Source organism: Sphingopyxis macrogoltabida, from assembly GCF_001307295.1.
GTDB lineage: Bacteria > Pseudomonadota > Alphaproteobacteria > Sphingomonadales > Sphingomonadaceae > Sphingopyxis > Sphingopyxis macrogoltabida_B.
In genome coordinates this window covers 1,699,038-1,713,451 of record NZ_CP012700.1, presented here as the reverse complement: position 1 = coordinate 1,713,451, position 14,414 = coordinate 1,699,038, and the positions used below count along the sequence as shown (strand labels likewise).

The following is a 14,414-nucleotide window of genomic DNA, read 5'->3' as shown; positions in this document are numbered from 1 at the left end:
CTAAAATCATCCTGACAAGAGGTGTCCCCTATGCCCAACGCGTCGCCAAACGCAATGCCCCGCGCCGTCATGGCCGACGAGCTCGGTCCGCCCGACAACTACCGCCTTGTCGATCATGATCCCGGTCCGCCCTCGCCCACACAAGTTAGCATTTCTATCAAGGCCGCAGGGATCAGCTTCGTCGATGTGCTAACCGCGTCAGGCGGTTACCAGGTCAAGCCGCCGGTGCCCTTCATTCCCGGCAGCGAATGTGCAGGCGTCATCATCGCAGTCGGCGCCGAGGTCGAGGGGCTGCAGGTCGGCGACAGGGCCGTCGCCAGCGGCTGGGGCGGGATGTTCGCCAATGTCACGAACCTGCCAGCGCGCACGGTGCGCAAAATGCCCGAAGCACTGTCGTTCGAGGAAGCCGCGGTATTCCCGGTCAGCTATGCGACCGCCTGGCACGCGCTGGCCGATCGCGGGCAATTGAAGGCGGGCGAGACCTTGCTCGTCCTCGGCGCGGGCGGCGCTACCGGCTACGCGGCGGTGCAGATCGGCAAGCATCTCGGCGCCCGGGTGATCGGGTCGGCATCGAGCGACGGCAAGCGCATGCTGGCGACGGCCGGTGGCGCCGATGCGGTCATCGATGCACGCGGCGACGACTGGCGCGAGCAGGTGAAGGCCGCGAACGACGGCAAGGGCGTCGACGTCGTGTTCGACCCGGTCGGCGGCGAAGCAACCGATCCGGCCTTTCGCTCGCTCGCGTGGAACGGGCGCCATCTGGTGATCGGCTTCCCCGCCGGGATTGCGGCACTGCGGACCAACCTGCCGTTGCTCAAAGGTGCCAGCCTGATCGGCGTCGATGTCCGCCAGTTCGGCATCTTCGAGCCCGAAAAGAGCGAAGCCAATCGCGACACCGTGTTCGCGCTCGCCGCCGAAGGAAAGCTGAAGCCTGCCGTCGCGCGCAGCTACGCTCTCGAGGATTTTCGCGCCGCGATGGAGGATGCGGCGACCGGCAAGAGCGCCGGACGGATCGTGCTGGTGATGGACTAGGACCAGTCCGCCGCAATTGTCGCGAGGCGTGTACGCCAGTCGGTGGTCGCGGGCAGCGCCTCGAACTCGCACTTCAACCGCGCGACCAGCTCGGCGACGGGCTCCACCGCATCGATCAGCCCGGCGCTTTGCCCCGCACTCCAGATGTCGCGCCAGGGCATCACGCCTTTGGGCATCGGCGAGCGGACGTTTGGTAAAGCCTTTACGTCGAGCCCGACCGCCTCGATCGACTGCCGCATCCAGTGCGCCGGGACGCCGTTCATCGCCGCCGATGCGACGATGTCGTCAGCGCTCACGGCGGGAATCATGGTCCGATGCCCCTCGACCACCCCGCTTTCGGGGGTCGCGATAAAGCGCGTGCCCATACAGGCGATGTCGCCGCCGAGTGCCAGCGACGCCGCAATGCCATGCGCATCGGCAATGCCGCCCGCGACGATCAGCAGCCCGCCGAACATTCGCCGCACCGCCGGAACAAATGCCATCGGGGTCAGGAACCCCGTATGCCCGCCCGCCCCCGCGCAGGTCAGCATCAGCCCATCGGCGCCGGCGGCGATCGCCTTTTCGGCGTGCTTCATCGTCGTCACGTCGTGAACGACACGCCCGCCCCAGCCATGGACGCGCTCGACCAGCGCGGACGGGTCGCCGAGACTGGAGAGGACGAGCGGCACTCGATAGCGTTCGAGCAGGCCGAGCCGGTCGGCCGCCGCGGGATCGGTACCCCATCGCGCAGGCATGTTGACGATCGGCGGCGCACCGTCGATCCCGGCGAGCGCTTTCAGATAATGTTCGAACTGTTCGGACGGGGTGATCGTGCCGCCCTGCCAGCCCCCGACCACGCCCGCGCGGCAGCAGGCGACAGCCAAGGGAACCGATGAGGCAAAACTCATCGGCGCGCACATCAGCGGCAGCGACAGTGCGGAAAATATTGCCGTCAAACGGTAGCTTTCAGCGCATCGAGCATCCGCAGATAATGCTGCGGATTCCATACATCCTGATCCTCGCCCCAGCCGATGCCGCCGTCAATGTCCCAGCGCATCAACTGGTTCACGCCATATCCGGCCTCGCTCATTGTCGAGACGGTGAAGCCCTCGCTCTTCATCTCGCGGCCATGCTCGTCGACGAGCTCGACCTGCATATGCATGCTCCAGCCGGTCTTGGGGCTGCGAAAGACGCGCATCCGCGACCGGGCAGTGTCGAGGCTGCCGAACTGCCCGTCGCGGCGGATCCAGCCGGCATTCATCGGCGACCAGCCGTCGGCGTCGCCGTCCTGCACGCGCGCAAAGCCGAGGAAGCCGGTACCGTCGCGACGATGGCCGAAGATGTACTGGATGCGCCCGCGGCCACGCTCGCGCTCGATCTCGCGCCAGCGTGCGCCACCGGGGTATTTCACGCGCTCCATGTCACTGGCATAGACTTTGGGGCTCGCAGCATAGGGCCCGCCGCGCGGCCCCCACGTCCGGTCGCGCACCCCGATGCCGTCGATGCGAATCTTCTCGCCGCGCAGGGTCATCCAGCCCTCGACATGGCCGAGCTGGTCGTAATGCGGCGTCGCCATGAACGGCGGCTTGCCCGGCGGAAAGCGATGCGGTTCGTGCAGGCCGGTGTGGGTGAAATCGAGCGCAAAGCCGCGGGCCGGGTCCTCATATTGCAGATGATATTTCATCCCCGGCTCGAGCATCCTGAGGCTATAGCCGCCGCCATTCTTGTCGCCGGGGAAGGTGATGTCGGTCAGGTCGGGGGCGTCGGGCATCGGCGCTTCCTCGACCTTGCGGTAATAGGCCATGCGCGCCTGATCATATCCCTCGTCGTCCCAAGCGAAGATGCGCCAGGTGATCGCCTTGCGATTGGGATAATAGGGCGCGTGGATCCAGCAGCCGATCTTGCGTTCGGGGATGTTGAACGACCACCAGTTGGTCTCGGTCTCATAGGGATCATCGGAGAGTTGGTGGTAGCGGTCGTCTTCGGGCTTGAAGGCAAGGTCTTCGGTCATGCGACGATCTCCAGTTCGTCCAGTGCAGCGGTGAACAGCGCCGCGATGCGGCCGACATCGGCGATCTTTTCGGCATCGGCGATTACGCCCATGTCGAGATTGTCGCCGCTGCGCCGCGAAGTGATGTTGAGGAAGCGGCCCGAACCGATGATCGGGACCGGATAATTGTGGCGCTGGCGGAAACCGGCATAGCTACGCGCCTCGGCCGGGCCGGGAACGTTCGACAGCGTCAGATTGCCGGGAAGCAGGCGCTTGCCGCCCGCCAGACGCTCAGCGAACGCAGCACGCCGATCGCGCGCGCCATAAGGCTTTTCGGCAGCGTCGAGCAGCGCCTCGTCGTGCGCTGTCCGCTGCATCTCCTTCGCCATGGACGCCTGGATCGCGCGCAGCCGCGCGACCGGATCGACGAGATGCGTCGCGAGATGAGGATGCAGCGCTACGATTCGGTTGCCGAAAGACCCATGCTCGTCGCGGCGGTACGAACGCGCCGAATTGATCACGAGCGGCGTATCGGGAAGATCGCCCATTTCGCCGAGATAATTGCGCAGCGCGGTGCTCGCGAGCGTCAGGAAGATATCGTTGACCGTCGCATCCAGCGCCTTCCCCGCCGCTTTCACGCGCGCCACCGGCAGGCTGATCGTCGCATAGCGGCGCTTGTCCGAGGTCGGACCCGACATCGCAAGCTGCGGCGTCGGTTCGCGGTCGTCCTTGAACGCGTCGAGTTCGGCGAGGGCCTGCTTGCGCCGTGCCGATTGCGCCGCGCGCAGCGCCTCTTCGTCCGCGAAGCGCGCATCGGCCTTGCAACGCCATTTCTCCGGTTCGGGCAGCCTTGCATCGGCGAAGCGCGCGGTCGCCGGCGGTGCGGCGTCGCTCAGCAGGCCGAGCACCGTCTGAAAGCCGATGCCGTCGGCGACGCTGTGATGCATCTTGAGGTAGATCGCGCTGCCGCCCTCGGCGAGCCGTTCGAACAGGTGCGCCGCGAACGGCGGGCCCGACAGGTCGAGGCGGCGCATGTTGAGCCGCGCGACCGCATCGTAAAGCTCGGCCTCGCTCCACGCGCCGTCGTGCGGCTCGACCGCGACCAGCGTTTCGAGATCGGCGCGTGCGATGTCGGCCCAGACGTCGCTGTCATAACCGTCGGGCGCCTCGTGCAGCCGCACGAGCAAGGGGGTGGCGGGGAGCCGGTCGGCGAACTGGCGGCGGATCGCCGCGGCGAAATCGTCCTGCCCATCGGCCGGGACGTCGAGCAGAATTAGCGCGCCGACGTGCATAGGCGAGGCGTCGGTTTCCGACAGGATCATGAAATGATCGTCGGGGCGCAGCCGCCGCACACCCGGCGCAAGGGTCAGCGGATCGTTCACCGTCTACCAGCCCGCGAGGGTCGCAGCCCGCGCACGATGTTCGGCGGGGCTGCCGAGCCAGGCGCGGTCGGCCATCGCGCGGCGGAACCAGTAGTTGAGGCCATATTCCCACGTATAGCCGATGCCGCCATGCGCCGCGACCGCCGCGCGCGTCGCGCGGACATAGACGTCGCAGAGATGCGCCTTCGCCATCGCCGCGGCGCGCGGCGCGTCGGGAAGCTGCGCATCCCATGCATAGGCCGCGTACCAGACGAGCGCGCGCGCCGGTTCGACGTCGAGCGCCATATGCGCGAGTTGGTGTTTGAGGCCCTGGAAACGCCCGATCGGCTGGCCGAACTGCTCGCGTTCCTTGGCATAGGCGACACTCATGTCGGTGACCTTCTGCGCGCCGCCGAGCGCGTCGGCGGCGACCAGGACGAGCGCGGCGTCGGCGAGACGCCCGGTCATCTGATCGGTGGCAGCGAAAAGCGCTTCGCCTGTGCCATCGGCGATGGAGACTTTCGACATCGGACGAGTCCGGTCGGCCGCTTTCACAGCTTCGATGGTGACATCGGCGGCTGCAACCAGACGGACGCCCTTTGCGCGATCGACGATCAAGAACAGGTCGGCAGCGCGAGCGGATGGGGCGTAATCGCTGCCGCCATGGATCAACGTCGCGATCGTCTTGCCGCTTATGAGCGCCTCGGCATCGCCCCGCCCGCTCGCGGCCACCGCCGCGACGGCCAGCAATTGCCCGATCAGCGGGCCTGCCGCTGCCGCCTCACCCGCGACTTCGCAGACGAGCGCCGCGTCGAGCAGCCCCATGCCGCTGTCCGGCGCCAGCATCCCGCCAAGCCCGAGGGCCATCAGCGCGTACCAGCTTGTGCGGTCGAAATCGGCGTCGCCATCGGCAAAGGCATGGACACGCTCCATCGGCCAGCTGTCGGCCAGCGTACCGCGCACCGCGTCCTGAATGGCTGCCTGCTCTTCGGTCAGGTGGAAATGCACGTCAGCGCTCCCCGCTCATCGCGAGGTCGCGCGGCAGCCCGAGGCCGCGTTCGCCAATGATGTTGCGCTGGATGTTCGACGCACCGCCGGCAATCGAATTGCCGAGGCTGCCCATGATCTGGTCGAGCCATTTTTCGGGCCCGCGCGGCCCGCGATTGCCACGCCCGCCCGCGCCCGCGGGCTCGAGGAAGCCATGTTCGCCGATCAGTTCCTGCGCCAGCAACGCCATCTCGTGCCCGATCTCGGTGAGCAGCAGCTTCATCATCAGCGCCACCGGGCCGGGGTCCTCGCCCGCCGCGGCGCAACTGAAGATGCGATAGCTCGAATAGCGGTGCGACAGGACCGAACCCTCGATCTGGGCGAGCTTGTCGCGCACGATCGGGTCGTCGATGCGGCCGACCTCCTTGGCGAGATCGACCAGCTTGGCGAACTGCTTGCCCAGCCCGTCGGCGCCGCCGATGCTCGCACGTTCGTGCTTCAGGGTCGTGCGGCTGACATACCAGCCCTGCCCGCGCTCGCCGACCTGCCAGCTCACCGGCGTCTCGGCATTGTCGAAAAAGAATTCGCAGAAGGTATGATCGCCCTCCTCTCCCGTCATCTGACGGATCGGGCGGCGCGTGACGCCCGGCTGGTCGAGGTCGATCAACAGATAGGTGATGCCGTCATGCTTGGGCGCGTCGGGCTCGGTGCGCACGAGCATGAACATGTGCGTCGATTGCATTCCCTGCGAGGTCCAGATCTTCTGGCCGTTGATGATCCATTTGCTGCCGTCGGCGGATAATTCGCCCTTGGTCCGCACGCTCGCGAGGTCGCTACCCGATCCGGGCTCCGAATAGCCCTGCCCCCAAATATAATCGCCCTCAACGGTCTTGCGGATGAAGAGCTCCTTCTGCTCTTCCGTCCCTTTTTCGAGCAGCGTCGGCACGGTCATGTTCATGCCGTTGCCGCCGACCTCCATGGGGGCCCGTGCACGCTGGAACTCTTCGCGGATCACCTGTGCGCGAATGACATCGACCGGTTGCTCGGAACCTCCGTACCGTTTGGGGATCGCGCGATGGAGATAGCCCTGTTCGGTCGCGAGCGCGCGAAAGTTACGGACAAACTGCTTGAGGTCGCCGCCGCGCAGGTCGGACGGCGGCGGCCAGTGGAGCGACAGGAAGGCACGCACCTCGGCGCGGAAGGTCTCCGCCGCCTCGCCATAGCTCAGGTCCATCGCTCGCTCTCCATCGTCGTGTCGAATCCTATGCCCGAGTTATATAACTACGTCAAATATGTTGTGCGGTAGGGCGGGCGTGGTAGAGGCGATCGATGAGCATCGACCCCGACACCATTCCGCACTATTTCACCGCCGAAGGCGAAGCCTTTCTCCCTTCGGGTCTTGCCCGCAATCCCTGGTTCGCCAATGCGGTCGCGGGCGGGCCGATCGCGGCGCTGATCGGCCACATCGTCGAAAGCGCCGGTTTCGATCCCGATTTCGAAATCTGCCGCCTGACGATCGATATCCTCGGCATCGTCCCGCGTGCGCCGCTGGTGCCGCGTATCGTGCCGGTGCGGCAGGGACGGCAGGCGCAACTGCATCGCATCGAACTGCTCGCCGCCGAACGGCCGGTGGCACAGGCGCATGTGCTGCTCGCGCGCCACCTCGACACCCCGGCTTTCCCTGCGCCGCAGCCGCACCCGGCGCCCGATGATGTGGCCGAGGACAATTTCCTCGTTGGCGCGAGCATGGCCGGGGCGATCCGGACGCGCCCGATCATGGGCCGGGTGCGCGAGCCGGGGCGCGGTGTGTCGTGGATGCGGATGGACGGCGAAGTCGTGGCGGGCGTGCCCGCCTCGCCCTTCGCGAAGGCGTGTCTCTTCGCCGATTTCGGCAACGGCGTGGGCAGCGCGACCTTCGCGCACGAGTGGAGCTACGCCAATCTCGATATCTCGATCCAGTTCTTCCGCATGCCGCGCGGCGACTGGTTCCTGCTCGATGCCTTCACCGAAGGCGCGGGCAACGGCCATGCGCTCGCACAGACGGTCTTCGCCGATGCCGAGGGCGTCTATGCCAAGGGAACGCAGACGATCTTCGTCGCCGCGGGGCAGAAACTCGAAAAGACCTAGCGCCCCTGAAATTGCGGCGCGCGCTTCTCGGTCACCGCCGCCAGCCCTTCGCGATGATCCTCGCTGCCGAGCAGCAAGGCCTGATTGGGCAGGTTCGCCTGCCATTCGGCCTCCATGCTGCTTTCGAGCGCGCGCTGGATCGACTGTTTGACTGTCGCATAGGCGAGCGGCGCCGAGGCCGCGAGTTCGCGCGCCAGGTCCATACCGCGCGCGTCGAGGTCGTCGCGGGCGACGACTTCGCCGACCAGGCCGATGTGCAGCGCTTCCTCGGCGCGTACCTGCTTGCCGCGCAGGCACATCTCCATCGCGCGGCCGAGCCCGACGATGCGCGGCAGCAGGAAGGTCCCGCCGAGCGGCGGCATGATGCCGAGCTTGATCCAGCTTTCCTGAAACATCGCATTGTCGGCGGCGATACGGAAATCGCAAGCGAGCGCCAGTTCGCAGCCGACCGTCACCGCCGCGCCTTGTACGAGTGCGAGCGTCGGCTTGGGGCAACGATAGATGGCGCGCGCGGCGCCCTGAAAATTGGCGTAGACGGTGCCCTTGATCTCGCTCGCCGACATGCCTGTCAGCTTTTGCAGAAAGGCAAAATCGGCACCGACCGAGAAATGCTTGCCCTCGGCGGCAAAGACGATCGCGCGGATATCGGGGTCACCGGACAAGGCCGCGAAGGCGTCACGAATCTCGCCGAGCATTTCGGGCGACGACGCATTGCCGATGTCGGCGCGCGCGACGACGACCGCCGCGATGCCGCCGTCATGGCGATCGATGCGGATATGCTCCAAATCAGCCATCGGGGTTTTCGGCCTTCTTCTTCTCGCGCCAGATCATCGCGGTGGCGCTGGTCGACAGCCCCATATTGAGCGCCTCGGCATCGAGCGCGGCCTCGAAGGCCCAATCCTCGGCATTGTTGAGGTTCGTCTTCATATAGCGATAGCCCATGCGCGGCCCGTCGGCGAGGCGGCGCGCCGCCGTCATCGTTTCGTCGCGCAGTGCTTCGTCGTCGAACAGGCGGGTGTAGAGGCCCTTGGCGAAGGCTTCCTCCCCCGACAGCTTCTCACCCAGCAGGAAAAGTTCGCGCGCGACCCCGGTTCCGACGATCTTGGTCCAGAACCAGGTCGATCCGAAATCGCCCCCCGCGCCGATGCGGTCGAAGGCGGTCAAGAAACTCGCGCTCCTGCCTGCGAAACGCAGGTCGCACGCTCCCGCGATGCCGATCCCCGCGCCCGCGACCGGCCCGTTGACCATCGCGATCGTCGGCTTGGGCATTTCGTGGAGCAGGCGGGAGGTCTCCATGAAAGTGCGCAGCCGCACGAAGCCCTGTTCGGTGCGGCTGCCGACCTCGGCATTGGTGGGCACGACCGCCTTGTCGGCGCCCCCTTCCTTGAGGTCGCCGCCGGCACAAAAGCCGCGCCCGGCCCCGGTCACCACAACGCAGCCCACCGACGCATCGCGCGCTGCATCGGCGCAGGCGTCGGCGAGCGGCGCCATGATCGAGCTGGTCAGCGCGTTGAGCCGGTCGGGCCGGTTGAGGGTGATGGTACGGACCCCCGCATCATTGTCGATCAGCACTTCGGACATCGCTGGGCCTCCCCTGCCCCGATCTTCATGGCGAACGGCAAGTGAATCAATCCCCGCCGAGCTCGCGATGACGCGCCAGCATGCGCACCGCCTTGTCGGCGAGCTCGTCGGGCACCTGCGGATAGAGCGGCAGCGGGCGATCCTTGCTCGGCAGCGCGATCGTCGCGGTTGCACGCACCGTTTCCTCGTCGCGCTGGTTGGTGAATTTCACCGCAACGTCGACGAGGCTCTGCCCGCCTTCCTGCCGCTTTGCGAGCACCTCGCCGGTGACGCGCTGGACGTCGCCCATATAATTGAACTTGCGGATTTCGTCGTGGATGTGGGTGATCACCGCGTCGTCGCCCGCCCAGTCGCTGAGATATTGCCACAGGTAATTCTCGCGCATCACCCCATAGTCATAGGCCATCGGGTTGCCGATCGCCTGCGCCCACACCGGGTCCCAGTGCAGCCGCTGCGCGACGTCGGGGATGCCATGCTCGTTCTTCACATAGAAGGCGGGGATGCGCTGGCGATTCTTGTGCGCGAGGCGGTTGGCGGTCGGCGCATAGGGCACGAAGCCGTAACCGCCCGCATGGAAGCAGATAACGTCGGTGACGGTCAGCGGGCCCTTGGCCTGCAACCCCACCGAATCGCCCTTCTCCACGCTTTCAAACCAGCGCTTCTCCGCGCCTTGGACCTGTTCCTTGGCGTAAATATCCTCGATCGCCTGCATTTCCTCGTCGGTATAGCTTGCGGGTTCGATCGCCGAATATTTGCCTTTCTTCGCCGCCGTCTTGCGCTCGGTCAGGACGCGCAGGATGCGATAGACTGCGACGACCTCGCCGCGCTGGTTCATCTTGACGTCGCGGCGGACGGTGATCACCGAGCGGCCCGCAAATTCGGACTGCTTGACCTCGCAGCTCTCGTCGCCGTTGAAGCTGTAGATGGTGTCGCCCGGATAGATGGGGCGATAAAAGTCCCATTGCGAACCCGACACGAAGACATGGATGCCGCGGAACAGGCTCTTTTTCAGCGCCTTGATCTCGTCGGGCACCGGGTCGCCCTTCATCGGCTTGTTGATGATGCCCGCCATCATGCCCGGTGCGATCACGCTGCCCCAACGCGTCTTCTTCGCGTAGGCGGGGTCGGTGTAGAGCGGCTTGTCGTCGCCCATGCCGTGCGCGAAGTTGCGGATATTATCTTCGGTCGCGGTGGTGATATATTCGCGGGTCTTCGCTGCCTGATCGAAGCCCAGCAATTTGCGCTGCCGCTCGATATCCTCGTCGGTAATCTCGTAGGCGACGGCTTTCTGCCACTCATCGCTTTGCTTGATGTCGCTTTTCGCCTCGGCCATCGCATATCTCCCTTGTCACGAGTTATATAACTAGGTAATACATGCTTCATATCGAAGCAAGGGGATAGTGTCGCCAATGGAAGTTCGCCGCATCAGCGATGCATTGAAGGTGCGCGCGTCGCACCAGGCCGATGAGATCGCACACGACGACGTCAGGCGGCAGATCAGCTTTGCCGAATGGGACCGTGAGGCCGATGAAATCGGCGGCGGACTGGCTGCAGCGGGGCTCGTTCCCGGCGACCGCGTCTTCCTGCCGATCAGCAACGCGCACGCGGTCGAAATGGCGATCGCGGTGTTTGCGGTGTTTCGCGCCGGCGGCATCGCCTGCCCGATCAGCACCCGGCTCAACCCGAAGGAAGTCGCCGATTACGCCGCGCTGTGCGGACCGCGTTTCTGCCTGACCGACGCCCCCGATCTGGTGAAGGGTCTCGATCTCGCCGGCTGCTGGCACGTCGACGATATGCCGCGTAACTTCGCCGCGCTGCCCGATCAGGCGAGCCTCGATCCGGCAGCCGATGCCGAAATCCTCGGCACGTCGGGGACAACGGGTAAGATCAAAGGCGTCGTGATCTCGCATCCCGACCTGATGACGGGCGTCACCGGGTATAATCAGGACCGCTCGCGCTCGACGCTGAACGCCCTGCCGCTCACCGGATCGGGCGGCAATATCGGGATCGTCATGCTGCCCGCGCGCGGCGGCGCCACTGCGATCACCCAACCGAAATTCGACCCCAAGGGCTTCCTCGAACTCGCGAAGGAAAAGCGGCCCGACCTCGTCTATCTGGTGCCGTCGATGCTGCGGCTGGTGCTCGACCACCCCGATGTCGCGACCTACGACATGGCCGGGGTCAAATATCTGATGACCGGCACCGCACCGCTGCCGCACGATTCGGTAAAGCGGGCGGCCGAGCTCTGGCCGCACCTGCGTATCCGCAACAGCTATGGCATGTCCGAAGGCGGCGTCGGCATCGGGACGCGCAGTCAGGAACAGGTGCTGAAGCCCGGCTGCGTCGGCAAGATGCCCGCGCATATGCAGATTCGCGACGACGCAGGGAATGTCGTCACCGAACCGGGTGTTGTCGGCGAAATCTATGGCTGGCAGAAACATCAGCGTCGCTACTGGAACGACCCCGAGGCGACCGAGGCGGGTTTCAAGGGCGGCTGGACCAAGACCGGCGACCTCGGCTTCGTCGACGAAGACGGCGACCTGATCATGGCTGGCCGGTCGAAGGAACTGATCATCCGCGGCGGCTACAATATCACCCCGCTCGAGATCGAGACGGTGCTCCACCTCCATCCCGCGGTCCAGCAGGCCGCGGTGGTCGGCGTGCCGCACGAGGTGCTGGGTGAGGATATCGCGGCCGCGGTGACGCTCCGCCCCGGCTGCGGCGAGGCAACGGCGGACGAGATCATCGACTTCTGCAAGGCGCATCTCGGCGACAACAAGGTGCCGCGAACGCTGGTCGTGATGGACGTCATGCCGCTCAATCCGAACGGCAAGATCCTGAAAAAGGATCTGGTCGCGCCGTTGACCAAGGCAGCGGAAGAGCGGCGGCGGGCGGCTTAGCTTACGAATAGCGCGTCATTGCGAGCGCAGCGAAGCAATCCAGAGCGGTTTACGCCTATGCTGGATTGCTTCGCTCCGCTCGCAATGACGAAATTTATCCGTTCAGCTTCTCGAACGGCACGTCCTTGTCCATGCGCACTTCGCCGGGCATCCCCAGCACGCGTTCGGCAATCTGGTTGCGCAGTACCTCGTCGGCGCCGCCCGCGATGCGCATCACGGTCGAATAGATATAGTCGTACTGGACGTCGCCGGTCGCGGTATCGCCCGCTTCGGGCGCGATCCCCGCGAGGCCGCGCAGTTCGAGCGCGAGGCCGTTGGTCTTCTGATAGCGCGAAGCATAGGCAAGCTTGACCATCCCGGCGAGCGCGCCGGGGTTCTCGCCCTTCGACACCATCGTCCTGAGGCGCGCCTGAAAAAAGCGTTCGCCCTGCTCCTCGGCCAGCGCCTCTGCGAACTGCTGGCGGATCGACCGGTCGTCAAGCATCGTTCCGCCATGCCCATCGGGGGTGGCGGCCGCGAAATCGAGCAAAGGTTCCACGCCGCTGCGGTGCGCGCCCGAGCCGAGCCGCTCGCCCATCAGCACCGTCATGCAGCACGCCCAGCCCTCGCCCTCGGCGCCGAGGCGGTTGGCATCGGGAATGCGGACGTCGGTCAGGAAGGTCTCGTTGAACTCGCTGGCGCCCGAAATCTGGCGGATAGGCCGCGTCTCGATCCCCGGCGTTTTCATGTCGACGACGAAGAAGGTCAGCCCCTTGTGCTTGGGCACCGTCGGGTCGGTGCGCACGACGAGGATGCCCCAGTCGGTCAGGTGCGCCCAGCTCGACCAGACCTTCTGCCCGTTGACGATCCAGTCGCCCGAGCCATCGTCGGCCCGCACCGCCTTGGTGCGCAACCCGGCAAGGTCGGAACCTGCGGCAGGTTCTGAAAAGAGCTGGCACCAGGTGATGTCGCCCTTCAGCGTCGCTTCGATAAAGCGCGCCCGCTGTTCGTCATTGCCATGTTTTGCGATCACCGGGAGCGCCATGCCGGTTCCGATCGACGTGAACGGTCCTTTCGGCAGATGATATTTGCCCTCTTCCTCCGCGAATATCACCGCTTCGATTCCAGATAGGCCGCGCCCGCCGAGCGCCTTCGGAAAGGTCAGCCCCGACCAGCCGCCGGCGTAAAGCTCGCGCATCCACGCGCGACCGCGGTCGGCCTCTTCGGTATCGGGCATCTTTGCGCCGACGGGAAGTTCGTGCACAGGGGCATGGGCGGCAAGCCAGGCGCGGGCTTCGGCGCGGAAGGCGGCTTCTTCGGGGCTGTCGTTGAAATCCATGTTACGCCGCCTTTACCTGACTGCCCGGTTGCGCGTTCAGCAGCCGGTCAGCCCAAAAGCCACGGTTGCCGAGATACACGGCGAGCATCCGCTCGCGCCGGTAATAGAAATGGCAATTCGCCTCGAAGGTATAGCCGATGCCGCCATGTACCTGCAGATTCTCGCGCGCCGCCATTTCGAGGCATTTGATGCCCGACAGTCGCGCCGCCGCCGCGGCGGCAGGCAGATCGTCGGCCGAGGATTCGGCCGCCCAACCGCCATAATAGGCATTGGAGCGGGCGAGTTCGGTCGCCACCGCGACATCGGCGAGCTTGTGCTTGATCGCCTGAAACCCCCCGAGCGGGCGCCCGAATATCTGGCGTTCCATCGCATAGTCGCGCGCCATGTGCAGGCACGCCTCGGCGGCCCCGACCGCTTCGAACGCCGCTTGCACCGCCGCCTGATCGATGAGGCGATCGAGCTTGCCGACGCCAGGCATCGGCTCGGCCACCGCCCCGTCGAAATCGATCCGGAAGTGCGGGCGAAGCTGGTCGAAACTGTCGAGCTTGGTGCGCTTCACGCCTGGCTGATCGAGTTCGACCAGCACAAAACCGCCGCCTGCGACGAGCACGATGGCGATGTCCGCAATTCCCGCGTCGGCGACCGGCGACTTGCTGCCGGTCAGCTTGCCGCCCTTCAGCCCCGCGCCCGTCGCGAACACCGGCCCAGGCCCTTCGGCATAGGCGAAGGTTGCGATCGCGTCGCCGCTGGCCAGCTTCGGCAGCCACGCAGCCTTCTGCGCTTCGCTGCCCGCCAGCCGGATTGCCTCGGCCGCCAGCACGATCGAGCTCATGAACGGCACTGCCGCGTTGGCGGCGCCAAGCGCTTCCATGATCACGCCGAGATCGAGCGCGCCGAGGCCGAGCCCGCCATACTCCTCGGGGATCGCGGCGCCGAGGAAGCCCATGTCGGCGAGCGCGCGCCACAGCGGCTCGTCCCATTCGGCGCCCGAATCGATCAGCGTGCGCAGCCGGTCGAAAGGTGTCATATCGGCAAACAGCGCGCGCGCTTGCTCGCCGAGCATTTTCTGTTCATCGCTGAGGTCGAAATTCATCGCAGGACTTGCCCCGTTGTTGCGACCTGTGTCATAGCGAGTTGTA

The 14,414-nt window shown here is 65.8% G+C and carries 13 protein-coding genes; 3 read left to right on the top strand and 10 right to left on the bottom strand.

What is annotated here, in order from left to right; translation table 11 throughout:
• Positions 1-69 precede the first annotated feature (69 nt).
• A complete protein-coding gene (locus AN936_RS08020; RefSeq protein WP_234715776.1) occupies positions 70-1,032 on the top strand; it encodes an NADPH:quinone oxidoreductase family protein in 963 nt (320 codons plus the stop codon).
• On the opposite strand, the gene AN936_RS08015 is transcribed toward AN936_RS08020, so the two are convergent.
• The 5 genes from AN936_RS08015 to AN936_RS07995 are packed head-to-tail and all read right to left on the bottom strand — an operon-like array spanning position 1,029 to position 6,583.
• Positions 1,029-1,919, bottom strand: a complete 891-nt coding sequence (locus AN936_RS08015) for an NAD(P)H-dependent flavin oxidoreductase (protein ID WP_149037625.1) — start codon at positions 1,917-1,919, stop codon at positions 1,029-1,031. The two genes, AN936_RS08020 and AN936_RS08015, sit on opposite strands and share 4 nt — an antisense overlap.
• Positions 1,920-1,963: 44 nt before the next feature.
• Complete coding sequence (locus tag AN936_RS08010; RefSeq protein ID WP_054587693.1) at positions 1,964-3,022, bottom strand: DUF7065 domain-containing protein; 1,059 nt, start codon at positions 3,020-3,022, stop codon at positions 1,964-1,966.
• On the bottom strand, positions 3,019-4,383 hold the full coding sequence (locus AN936_RS08005; RefSeq protein WP_054587692.1) for a wax ester/triacylglycerol synthase domain-containing protein: 1,365 nt from the start codon (positions 4,381-4,383) through the stop codon (positions 3,019-3,021). Before AN936_RS08005 ends, AN936_RS08010 begins: the two co-directional genes overlap by 4 nt.
• Positions 4,384-4,386: 3 nt before the next feature.
• Positions 4,387-5,370 (bottom strand): acyl-CoA dehydrogenase family protein, encoded by a 984-nt coding sequence (locus tag AN936_RS08000; RefSeq protein WP_054587691.1) that lies wholly within the window; start codon positions 5,368-5,370, stop codon positions 4,387-4,389.
• 1 nt (position 5,371) lies between these two features.
• Entirely contained in the window at positions 5,372-6,583 is a 1,212-nt protein-coding gene (locus AN936_RS07995; RefSeq protein WP_054587690.1) for an acyl-CoA dehydrogenase family protein, read from the bottom strand.
• Positions 6,584-6,678: 95 nt separating this feature from the next.
• Here AN936_RS07995 and AN936_RS07990 point away from each other — a divergent pair, with 95 nt between their 5' ends.
• On the top strand, positions 6,679-7,476 hold the full coding sequence (locus AN936_RS07990) for a thioesterase family protein (protein WP_054587689.1): 798 nt from the start codon (positions 6,679-6,681) through the stop codon (positions 7,474-7,476).
• On the opposite strand, the gene AN936_RS07985 is transcribed toward AN936_RS07990, so the two are convergent.
• The 3 genes from AN936_RS07985 to AN936_RS07975 are packed head-to-tail and all read right to left on the bottom strand — an operon-like array spanning position 7,473 to position 10,390.
• Positions 7,473-8,270 (bottom strand): enoyl-CoA hydratase/isomerase family protein, encoded by a 798-nt coding sequence (locus AN936_RS07985; RefSeq protein WP_054587688.1) that lies wholly within the window; start codon positions 8,268-8,270, stop codon positions 7,473-7,475. The genes AN936_RS07990 and AN936_RS07985 overlap by 4 nt on opposite strands.
• Positions 8,263-9,057: an enoyl-CoA hydratase-related protein gene (locus AN936_RS07980; RefSeq protein ID WP_054587687.1), complete on the bottom strand. Its 795-nt coding sequence runs from the start codon at positions 9,055-9,057 to the stop codon at positions 8,263-8,265. The genes AN936_RS07985 and AN936_RS07980 overlap by 8 nt, the downstream gene beginning before the upstream one ends.
• A gap of 46 nt (positions 9,058-9,103) precedes the next feature.
• The gene (locus AN936_RS07975; protein WP_054587686.1) at positions 9,104-10,390 is read right to left on the bottom strand and encodes an FAS1-like dehydratase domain-containing protein; all 1,287 of its coding nucleotides are present in this window, start codon (positions 10,388-10,390) and stop codon (positions 9,104-9,106) included.
• Positions 10,391-10,466: 76 nt separating this feature from the next.
• On the opposite strand from AN936_RS07975, the gene AN936_RS07970 reads away from it, so the two are divergent.
• Positions 10,467-11,957, top strand: coding sequence for a class I adenylate-forming enzyme family protein (locus AN936_RS07970; RefSeq protein WP_054587685.1), 1,491 nt, complete (start codon positions 10,467-10,469; stop codon positions 11,955-11,957).
• A 94-nt stretch (positions 11,958-12,051) separates the two neighbouring features.
• On the opposite strand, the gene AN936_RS07965 is transcribed toward AN936_RS07970, so the two are convergent.
• A complete protein-coding gene (locus AN936_RS07965) occupies positions 12,052-13,275 on the bottom strand; it encodes an acyl-CoA dehydrogenase family protein (RefSeq protein ID WP_054587684.1) in 1,224 nt (407 codons plus the stop codon).
• A gap of 1 nt (position 13,276) precedes the next feature.
• Positions 13,277-14,368, bottom strand: a complete 1,092-nt coding sequence (locus AN936_RS07960; RefSeq protein WP_054587683.1) for an acyl-CoA dehydrogenase family protein — start codon at positions 14,366-14,368, stop codon at positions 13,277-13,279.
• Positions 14,369-14,414 lie beyond the last annotated feature (46 nt).

What these genes read in the sequence shown, in the direction of transcription:
- AN936_RS07990 (WP_054587689.1), top strand. Translation starts at nt 6,679, where the DNA reads ATGAGCATCGACCCCGACACCATTCCGCACTATTTCACCGCCGAAGGC.
- AN936_RS07975 (WP_054587686.1), bottom strand. Translation starts at nt 10,390, where the DNA reads ATGGCCGAGGCGAAAAGCGACATCAAGCAAAGCGATGAGTGGCAGAAA.
- AN936_RS07965 (WP_054587684.1), bottom strand. Translation starts at nt 13,275, where the DNA reads ATGGATTTCAACGACAGCCCCGAAGAAGCCGCCTTCCGCGCCGAAGCC.
- AN936_RS08010 (WP_054587693.1), bottom strand. Translation starts at nt 3,022, where the DNA reads ATGACCGAAGACCTTGCCTTCAAGCCCGAAGACGACCGCTACCACCAA.
- AN936_RS07970 (WP_054587685.1), top strand. Translation starts at nt 10,467, where the DNA reads ATGGAAGTTCGCCGCATCAGCGATGCATTGAAGGTGCGCGCGTCGCAC.
- AN936_RS08015 (WP_149037625.1), bottom strand. Translation starts at nt 1,919, where the DNA reads ATGAGTTTTGCCTCATCGGTTCCCTTGGCTGTCGCCTGCTGCCGCGCG.
- AN936_RS07980 (WP_054587687.1), bottom strand. Translation starts at nt 9,057, where the DNA reads ATGTCCGAAGTGCTGATCGACAATGATGCGGGGGTCCGTACCATCACC.
- AN936_RS07960 (WP_054587683.1), bottom strand. Translation starts at nt 14,368, where the DNA reads ATGAATTTCGACCTCAGCGATGAACAGAAAATGCTCGGCGAGCAAGCG.
- AN936_RS07995 (WP_054587690.1), bottom strand. Translation starts at nt 6,583, where the DNA reads ATGGACCTGAGCTATGGCGAGGCGGCGGAGACCTTCCGCGCCGAGGTG.
- AN936_RS07985 (WP_054587688.1), bottom strand. Translation starts at nt 8,270, where the DNA reads ATGGCTGATTTGGAGCATATCCGCATCGATCGCCATGACGGCGGCATC.
- AN936_RS08020 (WP_234715776.1), top strand. Translation starts at nt 70, where the DNA reads ATGGCCGACGAGCTCGGTCCGCCCGACAACTACCGCCTTGTCGATCAT.